Source organism: Halalkalibacter oceani (assembly GCF_040544555.1).
Taxonomy (GTDB): Bacteria; Bacillota; Bacilli; order Bacillales; family Bacillaceae_D; genus Halalkalibacter; species Halalkalibacter oceani.
This window is the reverse complement of record NZ_JBEPKD010000001.1, coordinates 469,896-484,672: the sequence shown is the minus strand read 5'-3', so window position 1 is coordinate 484,672 and position 14,777 is coordinate 469,896. Positions and strand designations below refer to the sequence as shown.

The following is a 14,777-nucleotide window of genomic DNA, read 5'->3' as shown; positions in this document are numbered from 1 at the left end:
ATGATAGAACAAGAAAGATATGTGGTCGTCGATATAGAAACAACCGGCCACTCTGCTAAAAAAGGAGACCGGATCATCCAAATCGGGGCGGTTGTGATTGAGCAGGGAGAGATCGTTGAGACGTTTTCTTCGTTTGTTAATCCAGGTCTTCCGGTTCCGCCATTTATTGAAGACTTAACAGGGATTTCCGATGAGCTGGTCGAACAGGCACCTTCTTTTCACTCGCTTGTCCCTGAGATTTTACGCTTGCTGAAAAACAGTGCGTTTGTCGCTCACAATGTTGATTTTGACCGTTCCTTTTTAGCTGAGCAGCTTGAGCTGGAGGGCTATATGTTTCCTCCGGTTCCGCTGTTTGACACGGTGGAGCTGGCCCGGATGCTGTTGCCGAAACAGGAGGGCTATAAGCTGAATCAGCTTGCCGATCAGCTCGGCTTCGATCATGAGCGGCCGCATCAAGCCGACAGCGATGCCGAAGTGACGGCGACCTTATTTTTAACGTTATTACATAAACTAAAGCAACTCCCGCTCTTGACGCTGCAGCAGCTTCAGCCGTTTGCCAAACGGTTAAAGAGCGATTTAGAGCCGCTGCTCGCCCATTATATTACTGAAAAGCTTCGTCAAGGGGGCGAGGACGAGCGACAATATGATTGTTACCGCCAGCTTGCTTTAAAAAGGATGCCAGAGGAAGAAACGGAGCCGGTACAGCCGGCGGCAACTGACGCGCTGTCGTTTCCTGATTTTTTCTCGACTTTCATGGACGGGAAAATGAAGGAAGCCTTTCTTCATTACGAACTGCGTCCGGGCCAGCGTCAGATGATGCGGGAGGTTGACGAGGCATTTGAACAATGCCAGCATCTGCTCGTTGAAGCGGGGACCGGAACGGGCAAGTCGCTCGCTTATCTTCTGCCCGCTGCTTATTACGCCCATTCAACAGGAAACCCTGTCGTCATAAGCACGCAAACGATTCCGTTACAGGAGCAGCTGCTTGAGCGCGACTTGCCGCTCATTCGCCAGCTTCTGCCTTTTCCGGTAAAAGCGGCTTTGCTCAAAGGAAGAAGCCATTATTTATGCTTGCGCAAGTTTGAGCAATCATTACAGTCGATTGAAACGGACAGCTATGATGTCATTTTAACGAAGGCGCTGCTGTTGATCTGGCTGACGGAAACAGAGAATGGCGATGTCGAGGAATTAAATCTGCCATCCGGCGGAAAAGGATTCTGGTATGAAGTGGAAAGTGATGCTGCCTCTGATTTAGGAAGATTCAGTCCGTGGTTTTCGCGCTGCTTTTACCACCGGGCGCGGAGACGGGCGCAGGAGGCCGATCTGATCATTACGAATCACGCCCTGCTCTGCACCGATTTAACGAATGAGCAACGGATTTTACCGTCCTATAGTCATGCTGTCATTGATGAGGCCCATCATTTTGAAGAAACAGCGAGCGACTATTTAGGAAACAGCGCTGATTATGTCACCTTTTCCTATTTGTTTCAGCGCCTCGGCGTACAGCAGGAGACAGGGATGCTGGAAACGCTTTTTGAGCTGATTGGCAAGCATCAGCTCCCGCTTCGCCAGACGAGAAAGGAAGCTGAGGACGTCCTGCTTACCGCCAAAGAAGAGGTCGATGACCTGTTTCGGATGATTCATCAATTTGTGATGCACACCCGGCAGAAAAGCTCGACCGATATCGGCCGGATTCGGTACCGCTACGCAAGCTACGAAGAGGAAGGGGCGACGTGGCAGGCGATTCTCGAATGTATGATGCGCGTTCATATGATGATGAAGGATGGAATCAACTTTTGCCGCAATCTGTCTCAGCTTTTTCAGGAAAAGCAGGAGGCGCTTTCCTATCCGGAGCGAGGCTTGATCGCTGATTTTGAGCGGATCGTTGAAGCGTTGTACGAGCAGGAGCAAAATTTGTATGAGCTGCTGCTCGAATATGATCCGAATGTCGTTTACTGGATTGAGGTTGAGCCAAGGGGAGCGCGTAATGCGACCTTTTTATACAGCAAGCCCGTCGATGTCGCTGAGCTGTTAGCCGATCATTTTTTCGCCAAAAAGAAAAGCGTCATTTTAACCTCGGCGACATTATCGGTCAATGGTGTTTTTTCCTATCAGGAGAAACGGCTCGGCCTAACTGATTTCGGCGTAAGACAATGTGTCATACCGTCGCCGTTTTCCTATGAAGAGCAGGCCCGCTTGCTGCTACCGTCCGATTTGCCTTCGATAAAGGACGTATCCGAAGAGGAATTCGCGGAAGAGGTGGCGGTGAAGCTTTGGCGGATCGCTGAAGTTTCAAGCGGGAAAATGCTCGTCCTCTTCACCTCTTATGAGATGCTGAAGCGCGTTTATCAGCATGTGAAGGATTTCAATCAGTTTGGTCATTTGCAACTGATCGGCCAGGGAGTGACGAGCGGCAGCCGGGCAAAGCTAATGAAAATGTTTAAACAGAGTAGCCAGGCGATCTTATTTGGGACGAGCAGTTTCTGGGAAGGGATCGACTTGCCGGGTGAGCAGCTTCATACGCTCGTGATTGTCCGCCTGCCGTTTTCACCACCGGATCAGCCGCTGCAGCAGGCCCAATTTGAAAAGGCAAAAGAGGAAGGCTTGAATCCGTTTATGGACATTTCGCTCCCGCAGGCGATCATCCGCTTTAAGCAAGGCTTCGGCCGCTTAATCCGGACGCAGTCTGACCGCGGCTGTGTGTTCGTCCTCGACCGGCGGATTTCCACAACGCGCTACGGAAAACAATTTATCCGCTCATTGCCAGAGGTCCCTGTTCATGAAGGAAAGCTTGAGCATTTATTAGAGCAATTTGCTGATTTTCTCTGAACGGACGGAGTATCCAACGGGAGACAACGGACCACACTAAGGGAGAGACGAGTAGTAACTCGAAGAAGAGTAATGGCTCGCGCATTGCGCGCCTTGCTTCGAGAAACCCACTCGCAGCTTTAACGGGAGGACGATATTCATGGACATGAAACGGATACTTGGCGGTCTGCTCTTCGCCTTTGTTCTTGCTTTCTTTGGCGGAGAACAAGGCTTGGCGCTTACAGAAGACGGAACGGAGGCGGATCAGGCCGGACTCGTGTTTTTTGACCTGCCGAACGGGGAGGCGACTTATCTCAGGCTGCCCTCACAAACCTCCTATTTAATTGGCACGGGCGCGGAAGATTCGTGGACCGAGTTAAAGCGCAGGCTGAAGAGGCTGCAAATTCAGACAATAGATGTTCTCATTTTGCCACGTTTTGATAAAGAATACAGCGCCAATGCTGAGCGGCTTTTCGAGCAGTTTGAGGTGAAAAAGCTCGTCGTTCCACAGGCCGGTCTGACACTGGCGGAAGCGCAATTTGCTGAAGGTGCTAAGCCGGAACTGATCGGCTGGGATCATGAGGCTACGTACATGATCGAAGACCAGGTTCAGCTTCAAACGTTGCCGACCGACCACGCTCTCCTTCCGTCGCTCTCCTTTGTCGTGTCTTTTTTCGACCGGCATCATTTTTTGTTTGCCGCGGAATCGAGCGAAAGCATTGAAGAAGCCTGGCTTGAAAGAAGCCTGCCGGCGATGACCGGGCTGAAGGTGGCTGAGTTCGGCGTCGGGGTGGAAACGACTGAACCGTTTTTAGATGCGATTGATCCCCAGGTGGCGATTGTTTTTTCAAAAAAGAACACGATTCCGAACGGCCAGCTGCTTGAACGCCTGCAGGAAACGTGGATCGATACGTACCAAACGAGACAAAATGGATCTGTTATAATAAAATTAAATGAAGATGATTATCAGCTAGTGACGGCCCATTTTTAAATAAGCTGGCTACGGAAAAAGAAGGGCCGAAAAAGGAAGGATGAAAGCATGCTATTACTAAAGGATGCGGCGATCGTCACGATGGATAAGGAGAATCCTTTTATCGACAACGGCTTTCTCGTCATCGCGGATGGGAAGCTGATTGAGGTCGGCAGCGGCTCGCCATCAGAAAAGCAGGAGTCGGATGCCGCAGAGGTGATTTCAGTCAAGGGAAAATGGCTGATGCCTGGTTTGATCAACACTCACGGCCATATCGGCATGACCTTGCTTCGCGGTCATTCAGATGATTTGCCGCTGCACCGCTGGCTGGAAGAGAAAATGTGGCCGTTTGAAGGAAAGCAGGACGAGGAGGCGGTCCATGCCGGTCGGGCGCTGGCGCTTGCCGAAATGATCAAATCCGGAACGACGACTTTTTTGGAAATGTATCATTTATATATGGATCAGTGCGCCGAAGCCGTAGAAGAGGCGGGGATGAGAGCGACGTTAATGCGCTCGATGATCGGGCTCTGCTCTAAGGAAGAACAGGAGGCGAAGCTGGGGGAAGCGGTTCGCTTTGCCAAGCAGTGGCATGAGAGGGCTGACGGCCGAATTCGGACGATGCTTGCCCCTCATGCTCCATATACATGTCCGCCGGCTTTTATTGAACGAATTGTCGAAGAAGCGGTCCAGTTGCAGTTGCCGGTTCATATGCATCTTGCTGAAACAAAAAAAGAAGTGGCTGACCATTTGGAGCAATATGGCTGCCATCCGCTTGACCATTTGGATCAGCTGGGCGTGCTTGACGCTGTCCCATGGCTCTTCGCGCACGGTGTCCATCTTGCTGAGGTGCAGCTGGAACGACTCGCCCGGACAGAGGCAACGATCAGCTACAACCCGAAAAGCAATTTAAAGCTTGGCTCCGGCATCGCACCGGTTAAGGAGATGCTTGAGCGCGGGATTCGCGTCTCGTTTGGCACCGACAGCGTCGCGGCGAATAATACACTTGATCTGTTTGAGGAGTTGAGAATCGGGAATTTGCTGCAAAAAGGAAGTTATCAGGACGCAACGGCACTTTCAGCTGGGACGACGCTTGAACTGGCGACGATAAACGGGGCTGAAGCTTTGCAATTTCCGGAGCTCGGCAAGCTGAAAGCAGGCTATCAGGCCGATTTTATTTTACTTGATGGAGAGCAGCTGCACGTCCAGCCGGCTGCGCATGTACTTTCCCATCTCGTTTACGCCGTAAAGGCAGCTGATATCACCGATGTTTTTGTTCAAGGAAAGGCGCTGATGAGAAATCGCTCGCTCCTGACGTTAGATGAGGAAAAAATCCGTTATCAGGCGAACCGCCAATATAAGAAAGTTTGCTCGCTTATGTAAGTGCTCTGTACGGTGGGCATGTACAGAGCGACAAAAGAGGTGTGAGTAGGAAATTATAGTTACGTTTCATCATGCTGTTGACGATCTGGTTGAAAAAAAGAAGGGAATAGCGTCTGATGGAGCGTGACGGGAATGGCCCGATACCAGGTCGCTCCCTCCCGGCTTACTAATGCGACCGTTTCTTTATCGCGCTGAAAAGCCTCAGCGATTGTCGTTTTTGACACGACATAAGCCCCCTTTCCGGCTTATGTATAGTATCACCAGCTGGCCGCCGGCTATGTTTAGAAAAACTTGCCGCACATTTGGCAGAGGAACGGAGGAATAAAAGTGGGACAGAAAATGGAAGTGTTATCAACAGTTAGAGTGCAAAAGGCTGCTGACCTCTATAAAATTGTTGATTCGCTTAATCGCACATTGAAAGAGAAAGACCTGATGTTTGGTCTGGCGCTTGATGAGAAAGATGAGGAGAAAATGGTTTTTACCATTTACAGAACATAAGAATGAAAAAATGGATTGTTAGCGGGATTATCGTGTTGTTTCTTGTTGTGTGCGGTGCTGTGGCATACAGCTATAACAGCATTCGCACTCCTTTAGACGAGCAATATGCGCGGGCAGAGGCTTATGCGATCAATGAAGCTGGACTACATACGATTACAGATATTACTTATTATCATGGGACAAATACGTATTATGTTGTAACCGGGAGTGATACGGAGCAGGAGCAGATTATCTGGATTCCCGATGACTTTCAGTCTCATCACATGGAAGCAGCGGCTGATGGCATCACAAAACAGCAAGCGCTCGAAATAGCGGCCAGTCAAGTCGATATCGATCACGTGCAGGCGATACGCTTAGGCTTTGAGCGGCAGCTGCCGGTGTATGAAGTAACCTACATTAATTCGGAAGGGAATCAAGCTTATTATTACATGACATTTGCTGACGGGACCTTTATGAAACGCTATCAGCTCAGAGTCGGATAGTCAGTTGGAAAATAGTTCTGTCTATTCTGAATTGACACTTGATTGTTGACAGCGGACACTCTATAGTGGATATAGTACATAAACTGGAGGGACAATTGTCATGAAATTAGCAAAGCGAGTATCGACGTTAACCCCGTCTTCCACTTTAGCGATTACCGCGAAAGCGAAGGAGTTGCGGGAGCAGGGCCATGATGTGATTGGACTTGGAGCCGGCGAGCCGGATTTTAATACACCGGCTTATATTATTCAGGCAGCGATTCGTTCGATGGAAGAAGGTCATACGAAATATACACCTTCCGGCGGGCTGCCGAAGCTAAAGGAAGCGATTATCGGCAAATTCCAGCGCGATCAACAGCTAAGCTATTCAGCGGCTGAAATTATCGTCGGTTCTGGAGCGAAGCATATTTTGTATACGTTATTTCAGGCAATCCTTGACGAAGGCGATGAAGTGATCATACCTTCTCCTTACTGGGTGAGCTATCCGGAACAGGTTAAACTGGCAAACGGCACGCCTTTGTTTATTGAAGGAAAAGAGGAAAACGGCTTTAAAGTAACGGCTGACCAGCTGGAAAAGGCGATTACACCTCAGACGAAGGCATTTATTTTGAATTCGCCAAGCAATCCGACTGGGGCGATGTATGCAGAAGAAGAGCTCCGCCAGCTTGGAGACGTCTGCCTCAAGCACGATGTGTTAATCATTTCTGATGAAATTTATGAAAAGCTTGTTTACGATGGGGCGACTCATACGTCGGTTGCCCAGCTGTCTCCCGAGTTGAAAGAGCAGACAATTGTCGTAAATGGCGTATCGAAATCGCATTCGATGACGGGCTGGAGAATCGGCTATGCGGCCGGTAATGCAACGATTATTAAAGCGATGACCAACCTCGCCAGCCACAGCACGTCCAACCCGACAACGAACGCTCAATACGGAACGATTGCCGCTTATACGGAGGACGACGGTTCGGTCGAGACGATGCGTCAAGCTTTTGAGCAACGTTTAAACGGGATTTACGAACGGCTTATCACCATTCCAGGGATCACATGTGTCAAACCGCAGGGCGCTTTTTATTTATTCCCGAATGTCAGGGAAGCGGCAGAATTAAATGGGTTCGCCGATGTGGACAGCTGGGTTGAAGCATTGTTGGAGGAAGAGAAGGTCGCGCTCGTTCCAGGCTCCGGCTTCGGGGCGCCGAACAATGTGCGCTTGTCCTATGCGACCTCCTTTGAAGCACTGGAAGAAGCATTGACGCGGATCGAGCGGTTTGTGAAAGCGAAAGCAAGAGCGTAAGAGGGATGCTCAAGAGTCAATAGAAAAAACGTGCAAGCAGGCAGGACAGAGTGGGCGTGTTAAAAGGAAAAACACCTTTTGGCACGCCCACTTGTTGACTTCAAAAAAAATACAACGGTATAATGTAGGGTGTTATCGAGGAGGTATTACATGAAAACGACAATAGCAAAGATTGGTCAATATGAAGGACAGGAAGTGACCATTGGCGCCTGGCTTGCCGGCAAACGATCCAGTGGTAAAATTGCCTTCCTCCAGCTGCGCGACGGAACCGGCTTTATCCAAGGTGTGGTCGTCAAAGCCGAGGCGGGGGAAGAACAGTTTCAACAAGCGAAAAACCTAACTCAGGAAAGCTCACTCTATGTAACCGGCACGGTGAAGGCTGATGAACGTTCTCCTTCAGGGTACGAGCTGGTCGTTTCTCATATCGATCTGCTGCATGCGGCAACGGACTATCCAATTACACCGAAGGAGCACGGAACCGAATTTTTGATGGATCATCGTCATTTATGGCTTCGCTCGAAACGGCAGCACGCCGTAATGAAGATCAGAAATGAAATCATCCGGGCGACGTATCAATTTTTTAATGAAAATGGCTTTGTGAAAGTTGATCCGCCGATTTTGACCGGCAGTGCTCCGGAAGGGACATCTGAGCTGTTTGCGACGAAATATTTTGATGAGGACGCCTATCTTTCACAAAGTGGTCAGCTCTATATGGAAGCGGCGGCGATGGCATTAGGTCGTGTTTTTTCCTTTGGCCCGACATTCCGCGCGGAAAAATCAAAAACGAGACGGCATTTGATCGAGTTTTGGATGATTGAACCTGAAATGGCTTTCGTTGAATTTGAGGAGAATTTAGAAATTCAGGAGCAGTATGTTGCCTATATCGTTAAGGCCGTGCTCGATGCCTGCCAACTTGAGCTTAACGTGCTTGGGCGCGATACGAGCAAGCTCGAACAGATTACGGCACCATTTCCGCGGATTCATTATGATCAAGCGATCACCTTCCTCCAGGAAAAAGGATTTGACGATATTACATGGGGCGATGATTTCGGGGCGCCGCATGAGACGGCAATTGCCGAGCATTACGACAAGCCGGTGTTCATCACCCATTACCCGACATCATTGAAGCCATTTTATATGCAGCCGGATCCCGAGCGCGACGATGTTGTCCTATGCGCCGATTTGATCGCGCCGGAAGGCTATGGAGAAATCATCGGCGGTTCGCAGCGGATTGACGATGCTGATTTATTGAAGCAGCGAATTAAAGAGCATCAGCTGTCCGAGGATGCGTATAAATGGTATATGGAACTGCGGCATTACGGCTCTGTCCCGCACTCTGGCTTCGGCCTCGGTCTTGAGCGAACCGTTGCATGGCTTGCCGGCGTCGAGCATGTCCGCGAGACCATTCCGTTTCCGCGCTTGCTGAATCGCCTGTATCCATAACGGTATGAGCCTGTCACGCTTCACTTAACGGCGAAAGGAGCTGTCCAGCCATGTTTCGGATAGCTCCTTTTTTATATGACAAACGACGGAATGGCAAAGCCGTGTTATACTAAGAAGTGAGGTGTTTCCACGATGCAAGAGAAAATCTTATTAAAATGGGCTACACAAAAGCAGCTCACTGTACCGACATTATTACTGCAACATTACGCTGAAATGGGGCTAAAAGAAAATGAGCTGATCGCCCTTTTACAGGTGCAAACATACATTGAAGCGGGCAATCAATTTCCGACGCCCGACTTAATCAGTGAGCGGATGACGCTGACGGCTTCTGAATGTGCTGAGTTATTAGGGCGCTTAGTACGGCGGGGGTTTCTTGCGTTGGAGCGGAAATCGGACGAACAGGGTATCGTTTACGAATGCTATTCGCTTGAGCCGCTTTGGATAAAGCTGATTGAGCTGCTAAAAGGCGAAACGCTGCGGGCGAGAGAAGAAGACCAGCACGAGCAGGAGGGCCAGCTGTTCAAGCGCTTTGAAGAAGAATTCGGCCGTCCGCTTTCGCCGATTGAAGCGGAAACCCTTTCGATGTGGCTTGATGAAGATCGCCATTCCCCGACGTTAATCGTCGCCGCTTTAAGAGAAGCTGTCGTCTCGGGCAAAGTCAACTTCCGCTATATCGACCGGATTTTATTTGAATGGAAGCGAAATGGCGTGACAAGTCTCGAGCAAGCAAAGCTCCACGGGGAAAAATTTCGTAAATACAACCAAGTAAAGAAGCAGGAGAAGCCGCGGGCGGGCGCTGATTCTTATCCGGGCTTCAGCTGGCTTGAACAGCGCTGAGTAAGGAGAGAATGAGTATGATGTCAAAGAAACAAACCATTGAAGCACTGGATCTGATCGCCGAAATGTTTCCGGATGCGGAATGTGAATTGACCCATTCCAATCCGTTCGAGCTGCTAATTGCTGTTGTGCTTTCCGCACAGTGCACCGATGCGCTCGTTAATAAAGTCACACCTGGTCTGTTTGCGAAATACAAAAAACCGGAGGATTACATAGCTGTTCCACTTGAAGAGCTGGAGCAGGATATCCGTTCGATCGGCTTGTTCCGCAGCAAAGCAAAAAATATTAAGAAGCTGTCACAAGCCTTACTTGAGCAGCATAACGGTGAAGTACCAAAAACCCGCGAAGAGCTTGTGAAGCTGGCCGGTGTCGGCAGAAAGACGGCGAACGTCGTAACATCGGTTGCTTTCGGCGTGCCGGCAATTGCTGTTGATACGCATGTCGAGCGCGTTTCAAAACGGCTCGGCATTTGCCGCTGGAAGGACAGCGTCAAGGAAGTAGAAGAAACATTGATGAAAAAAATTCCAAAAGAACGCTGGTCCGATGCCCATCATCAATTTATTTTTTTCGGCAGGTATCATTGCAAGGCCCAATCGCCGCAATGTGACACCTGTCCGCTGCTTGATCGCTGCCGGGAGGGGCAGAAGCGGATGAAAGCGCGGGAAGGCAAATGAAGATTCCCGCTTCATTTCGCCGCCCACCTTTTTTTCAGAAAGAAACCGAGCTTACGCCGGGGCAAGCTCAGTCATTTCCGGAAATGTTGCTAAAGACGCCTTTTTATTATGACTTGACGCAGGAAGAGCGGCCTTGGCTTCATAAAAGGGAGACGGTTCCGCTCTTGTTCGCGCTTTGGCGGCAGATCGAGCCTCAGCTGGCAGCGTGCTACAGTGAACGAAAGCCGCAGGCCGCAAAACAGCGGATGATCGCGATGAGTGCGCTGTATATGAACTGCCTTTGGTGGAGCCACGGACGCCCGGTGACCTCTTTACACCAGCTTGAAGAAACAAGCGAAGCATTGCTTTATAAACCGGTAAACATCGGGGAACGGCTCCATTATGTCCTGAGCGACCTTCCCCGTTTTCATGCTTTTCTGCAATTAAAGGCGCTGTTTGACGAGCAGCAGAAAATATTTGCGAAAATGCTCATGCTTGAAAAGCGGGACGAAAACAAACGGATGTCAAATTTATGAGTAGGTGATTATCATCGTAGTGCGAGATCTTGAAAAGAAAGCAAATCTTTTAGAAATGACAGAAAAGGAAAAAGAACGGTTAACGATTGTCGAAGAAAAGCGGAAAAATACCGCCTTTCAGGTCGCCTTTTGCGGTCACTTTTCCGCGGGAAAGTCAACGATTTTGAACCATTTGCTTGGAGCGGAGATGCTGCCGACGAGTCCGATTCCAACAAGTGCGAATATTATTGGAATTCAAAATGGTGAGCTTGGCTTAACCGTTGTTGGCACGAACGGAGAAGAGGAAAGCTGGGAAGGGGAAATACCTTGGCAGCGGGTGCGTGAATGGGGGATGAATGGCGGCGAGATTGCTTCGCTGACGATTTCGGCACCGCTTCCGTTTTTAGGACAGGAGAGCATTATTTATGATACGCCGGGGGTTGATTCAACCGACCCGACCCATCAGGCTGTTACGCTCGAAGCGCTTTATACGACCGATTTCATCGTGTATGTGATGGATTATAACCATGTTCAATCGGAAACGAATTTAACGTTTTTGAAGCAGCTTTCCGATGAGAAGAAGCCGCTTTACTTAGTGATCAATCAAATTGACAAGCATGATGAAGCGGAGCTGTCGTTTTCTCATTTTGACCAATCTGTGCGCCAGACATTTTCGGAGTGGGGCATTAACATTTTGAAATTGAGTTACACGAGCATGAAAAACCGCTCCCATCATCTTAATCAGCTTGACCAGTTTGACCGTGATATGAAGGCGATGCTCTATCACGGCAATGAGCTGTTGCCATACGCGAAGCAGCGGCTTTTGCAAGGTTTTTATTTAAGCATTGCCGCCCGGCTTCAAGAAGAAATGGAAGCGGAAATGGATGAAATCAAAGAGCGGGTAAAGGAAGAAGGCTTCGCGCTGGAGTGGCTGGAAGAGCGGGAAAAGACCGCTGTCGCTTATGAACGCGCGCAGCAGGCGAAGCAGCTGTTGGAGGAAGAAATCGAGGCTGACATTCAGAAGCTGATGAAGGATGTGACGATTTTTCCTTATACGACGACAGAGCTTGCGCGCCAGTGGCTTGAGAGCATTCAGCCGAACTTTAAGGTTGGACTGTTGTTCGCAAAGAAAAAAACCGAAGAAGAACAGGAGCGACGTTTGAAGGGGCTGCTTGATGAAGTGCAGGATAAAGTGAAAAGCCAGCTTGAATTTCATCTTCATCAACTATTTAAGCGCTATGATTTCACGTTGCTGAGCAACCGCGAGGAGGTTGAGCGGGCGCTTGATAATCTTACCCTCTCGCTCGATGCTGATTTCTTTACAAAAGCAGTACAGGCTGGACCGAAAAACCGTGAATATGTCTACACCTTCACGAAGGAACGGACGGCTGCGGTCACGAGAGAGCTGCGGCAAAAAGCGGCGACGGTAATCGCTTTACTCGTCAAGGGGATGGAAACACATTGGCAGGTCGAGCGAAAAGAGCTGAAAGAAAAGCTGGAGCAGTTGAACGAAGTAAAAAAATATGCTGATGAGCTGAAGCAGACAAGTGCAGCGTATCAAAGTGGGATGGTGCATTACCGCCAGCAGGCTGACCAATTTCAGGATGCCGGGGGCTACGAGCGTTCGTTGAAGGAAGCGATGGAAAAAGAAGTGCCCGCATTTGAACAAACGACGTTTTCCGATATTCGTTTGCCGGAAGAAACGGTGATTGCCACCGACTGGGAGCAAGGCGGTACATCAAGCCGCCCGCTGTTCGACCAACAGCTCGCTGAGCAGTGGACGGCGAAGCTGATGGAAGCACTGAATGAGTCACGCGGAGAAGAGAGAATGGAGATAGAGCGTGAGGAACTTGCCGAACGGACGGCTAAATTTCAGCAGCAGACGTTTACGATCTCGTTGTTTGGGGCGTTCAGTGCCGGAAAGTCGAGCTTTGCCAATGCTTTATTAGGCAAGTCGGTGCTTCCTGTATCGCCACATCCGACAACCGCCACGGTCAATCTTGTCAAACAGGCGGAGGAGGGCCATCCGTCAGAAACAGCGGTCGTCCATGTGAAAACAAGAGAACAGCTTGACGCTGAAATTAAAGCCGTTGCCGAACAGCTCGATCAGCAGCTGTCATTTGATTCATTGGCAGGCTGGAAGGCAAATCCAAAAGAGGCCCAAACAAGCTGGCAGAAAACATACCAGGCTTACTTAACGACGCTGCATAAAAGCATTGCGGCGGAAAAATGGGAGCTCGGCTCGTCATTTGAAGTAACGCTTGATGAACTGCAGCCATTTGTCGCCAATGAAAACGATGCCTGCTTAATCGAGCAAGTCACGCTTTACTTCGACAGTCCGATCACAAAGCAAGGGATTGTGCTTGTCGATACGCCGGGGGTGAATTCGATTCACGGCCGCCATACAAATGTCGCCTTTAAGCAATTGCGTGATTCCGATGCGATTTTTTACGTCAGCTACTATAATCACGCTTTCTCAAAGGCCGATCAGGCATTTTTACAGCAAATGGCCAAGGTCAACGGCGACTTCCAAAATGATAAGCTCTACTTTATTTTAAACGCGGCTGATCTGGCCAGCAGCGAACAGGAATTAAACGGGGTGCGGAAGCATGTCTATGATCAGCTCGTTCATAATGGCATTGATGAGCCGAGGCTTTATCCGTTATCAAGTAAAAAAGGCTTGCAGGCCAAACAGGGGAATCAAGAGCAGGATCCGTTGTTCGCCGTTTTTGAAACAGCGTTTTACGAGCAAACCATCTCCGAGTTGAAACGGTTGAGCTTTGAATTGCTGCGCGAAGAAACAAAACGCTATACGATGACGCTGGCGAAAGGGCTTGAGTATGCGACGAGTGAGGAAGCGACAAAGACAGCGAGACGGCAAGAGCTTGCTGACCGCGTCGAGCAGTGGAAGGACGACATTCAGCAATCCCAGCCTTTACAGGTCGAGCAGGCGATAAAAATGGAAACGAGCCAGCTTTTCCTCTACCTTCGTGAGCGGATTCGCTTTGTGTTAGGGGATGAGTTTCAGGCGGCGGTCAATGTGACGACGGTCGTCGGCGCAAGCAAGAGGGCCCAGCAGCAGGCGCTGCTTCAGGCGTTAAAGGAGTGGAGGGGCGAGGGAGAGCATTTTCTCCAGCAGGAGCTCCGGGCGACATTCGTCCGCCTCGAATTAGCGCTGTACCGGGCGGTTGACCAGTGGCTTTCTGAAACAGTAGAGCGGCTGAGAAAGGACTTTCCATCCTTTGCTCTTCCGGCAGAGCAGAAGAAGCAGGAGCTGCAGCTTGAGCTTTCGAACCGCTTACTCGATTTGCGTCTTGAAGACTACAGCGCCAGCTTTCAGTCGCTAAAGGCTTTCTTTGAAGGCCAGCAAGTACGCGCGTTGAAGGATAAGCTTGTTGAAGACGGAACCGTCGTCGCAAGTGATGCGCTGCGAAACATCGAAGAAGAAACACTCGTCCAGCTTGAATCGGCGTTCGCCCAATCATTAGCCGCGGCTAAGTCCGCCTTTGTCGAAGGACTTAACCGCGAAGTAGAACGGTTCGACGCCCTGACCGATCCAAAACACCAACAAGGCCTCCAACAAGAATATGACCGGTTTCAGTCGCTAATTCAATAGGGCGACTTACCCTATTGAATTAGCGACGAAGCAGCGAGCGAAGTTTGCACCCGAACGTAAGCTGGCAGGAAAGCGGGTTTCTTTCCTGCTGGCGCGTGCAAAACGGAGCCGCTGCCAGCCCCATAAGCCAAAAGAAAACAAGAGTCGAAGCGCAGGCAAAAGCCCATCACAAAGGGCGACTTACCCTATTGAATTAGCGCCATGGCTCCGCGCGCTGCGCATCATCCAGGAGAAGGGCACTCCTGGATGACTTGAAAATCTTGCAGCGGCTCCGCACATTGCTTCAA

At 49.9% G+C, this 14,777-nt stretch carries 12 protein-coding genes; 11 read left to right on the top strand and 1 reads right to left on the bottom strand.

From position 1 onward, the window contains the following. From dinG to ABMB67_RS02390, 3 genes are all read left to right on the top strand, one after another. The gene (gene dinG, locus ABMB67_RS02400; RefSeq protein ID WP_354570995.1) at window positions 1–2,829 is read left to right on the top strand and encodes an ATP-dependent DNA helicase DinG; all 2,829 of its coding nucleotides are present in this window, start codon (window positions 1–3) and stop codon (window positions 2,827–2,829) included. A 139-nt stretch (window positions 2,830–2,968) separates the two neighbouring features. Beyond that, on the top strand, window positions 2,969–3,799 hold the full coding sequence (locus ABMB67_RS02395; protein WP_354570994.1) for a ComEC/Rec2 family competence protein: 831 nt from the start codon (window positions 2,969–2,971) through the stop codon (window positions 3,797–3,799). 48 nt (window positions 3,800–3,847) lie between these two features. Further along, complete coding sequence (locus ABMB67_RS02390) at window positions 3,848–5,158, top strand: amidohydrolase (protein ID WP_354570993.1); 1,311 nt, start codon at window positions 3,848–3,850, stop codon at window positions 5,156–5,158. 59 nt (window positions 5,159–5,217) lie between these two features. Here ABMB67_RS02390 and ABMB67_RS02385 read toward each other — a convergent pair whose 3' ends face one another. Further along, window positions 5,218–5,382 carry a hypothetical protein gene (locus ABMB67_RS02385; protein WP_251222366.1) on the bottom strand — a complete coding sequence of 55 codons (165 nt, stop codon included), beginning with the start codon at window positions 5,380–5,382 and terminating at the stop codon, window positions 5,218–5,220. 103 nt (window positions 5,383–5,485) lie between these two features. Here ABMB67_RS02385 and ABMB67_RS02380 point away from each other — a divergent pair, with 103 nt between their 5' ends. The 8 genes from ABMB67_RS02380 to ABMB67_RS02345 all read left to right on the top strand — a co-directional run bounded on the left by ABMB67_RS02380 (window position 5,486) and on the right by ABMB67_RS02345 (window position 14,490). Continuing rightward, window positions 5,486–5,656, top strand: a complete 171-nt coding sequence (locus tag ABMB67_RS02380; RefSeq protein WP_251222365.1) for a YpmA family protein — start codon at window positions 5,486–5,488, stop codon at window positions 5,654–5,656. Window positions 5,657–5,658: 2 nt separating this feature from the next. After that, window positions 5,659–6,138 (top strand): cell wall elongation regulator TseB-like domain-containing protein, encoded by a 480-nt coding sequence (locus ABMB67_RS02375; RefSeq protein WP_354570992.1) that lies wholly within the window; start codon window positions 5,659–5,661, stop codon window positions 6,136–6,138. Window positions 6,139–6,238: 100 nt separating this feature from the next. Next, complete coding sequence (locus ABMB67_RS02370) at window positions 6,239–7,426, top strand: pyridoxal phosphate-dependent aminotransferase (protein ID WP_354570991.1); 1,188 nt, start codon at window positions 6,239–6,241, stop codon at window positions 7,424–7,426. Between the two features lie 150 nt (window positions 7,427–7,576). Further along, window positions 7,577–8,869: an asparagine--tRNA ligase gene (asnS, locus tag ABMB67_RS02365; protein WP_251222362.1), complete on the top strand. Its 1,293-nt coding sequence runs from the start codon at window positions 7,577–7,579 to the stop codon at window positions 8,867–8,869. A 132-nt stretch (window positions 8,870–9,001) separates the two neighbouring features. Next, window positions 9,002–9,706 (top strand): DnaD domain-containing protein, encoded by a 705-nt coding sequence (locus tag ABMB67_RS02360; protein ID WP_354570990.1) that lies wholly within the window; start codon window positions 9,002–9,004, stop codon window positions 9,704–9,706. Between the two features lie 17 nt (window positions 9,707–9,723). Continuing rightward, complete coding sequence (gene nth, locus ABMB67_RS02355) at window positions 9,724–10,380, top strand: endonuclease III (protein WP_251222360.1); 657 nt, start codon at window positions 9,724–9,726, stop codon at window positions 10,378–10,380. Then, entirely contained in the window at window positions 10,377–10,895 is a 519-nt protein-coding gene (locus ABMB67_RS02350; RefSeq protein ID WP_354570989.1) for a YpoC family protein, read from the top strand. Before nth ends, ABMB67_RS02350 begins: the two co-directional genes overlap by 4 nt. A 19-nt stretch (window positions 10,896–10,914) precedes the next feature. Continuing rightward, complete coding sequence (locus tag ABMB67_RS02345) at window positions 10,915–14,490, top strand: dynamin family protein (protein ID WP_354570988.1); 3,576 nt, start codon at window positions 10,915–10,917, stop codon at window positions 14,488–14,490. Window positions 14,491–14,777: the final 287 nt, after the last annotated feature.

Bases quoted from the DNA above. Each gene is read 5' to 3' on its own strand.
- ABMB67_RS02370 (WP_354570991.1), top strand. From the start codon at position 6,239: ATGAAATTAGCAAAGCGAGTATCGACGTTAACCCCGTCTTCCACTTTA.
- ABMB67_RS02390 (WP_354570993.1), top strand. From the start codon at position 3,848: ATGCTATTACTAAAGGATGCGGCGATCGTCACGATGGATAAGGAGAAT.
- nth (WP_251222360.1), top strand. From the start codon at position 9,724: ATGATGTCAAAGAAACAAACCATTGAAGCACTGGATCTGATCGCCGAA.
- ABMB67_RS02350 (WP_354570989.1), top strand. From the start codon at position 10,377: ATGAAGATTCCCGCTTCATTTCGCCGCCCACCTTTTTTTCAGAAAGAA.
- ABMB67_RS02395 (WP_354570994.1), top strand. From the start codon at position 2,969: ATGGACATGAAACGGATACTTGGCGGTCTGCTCTTCGCCTTTGTTCTT.
- ABMB67_RS02375 (WP_354570992.1), top strand. From the start codon at position 5,659: ATGAAAAAATGGATTGTTAGCGGGATTATCGTGTTGTTTCTTGTTGTG.
- ABMB67_RS02360 (WP_354570990.1), top strand. From the start codon at position 9,002: ATGCAAGAGAAAATCTTATTAAAATGGGCTACACAAAAGCAGCTCACT.
- dinG (WP_354570995.1), top strand. From the start codon at position 1: ATGATAGAACAAGAAAGATATGTGGTCGTCGATATAGAAACAACCGGC.
- asnS (WP_251222362.1), top strand. From the start codon at position 7,577: ATGAAAACGACAATAGCAAAGATTGGTCAATATGAAGGACAGGAAGTG.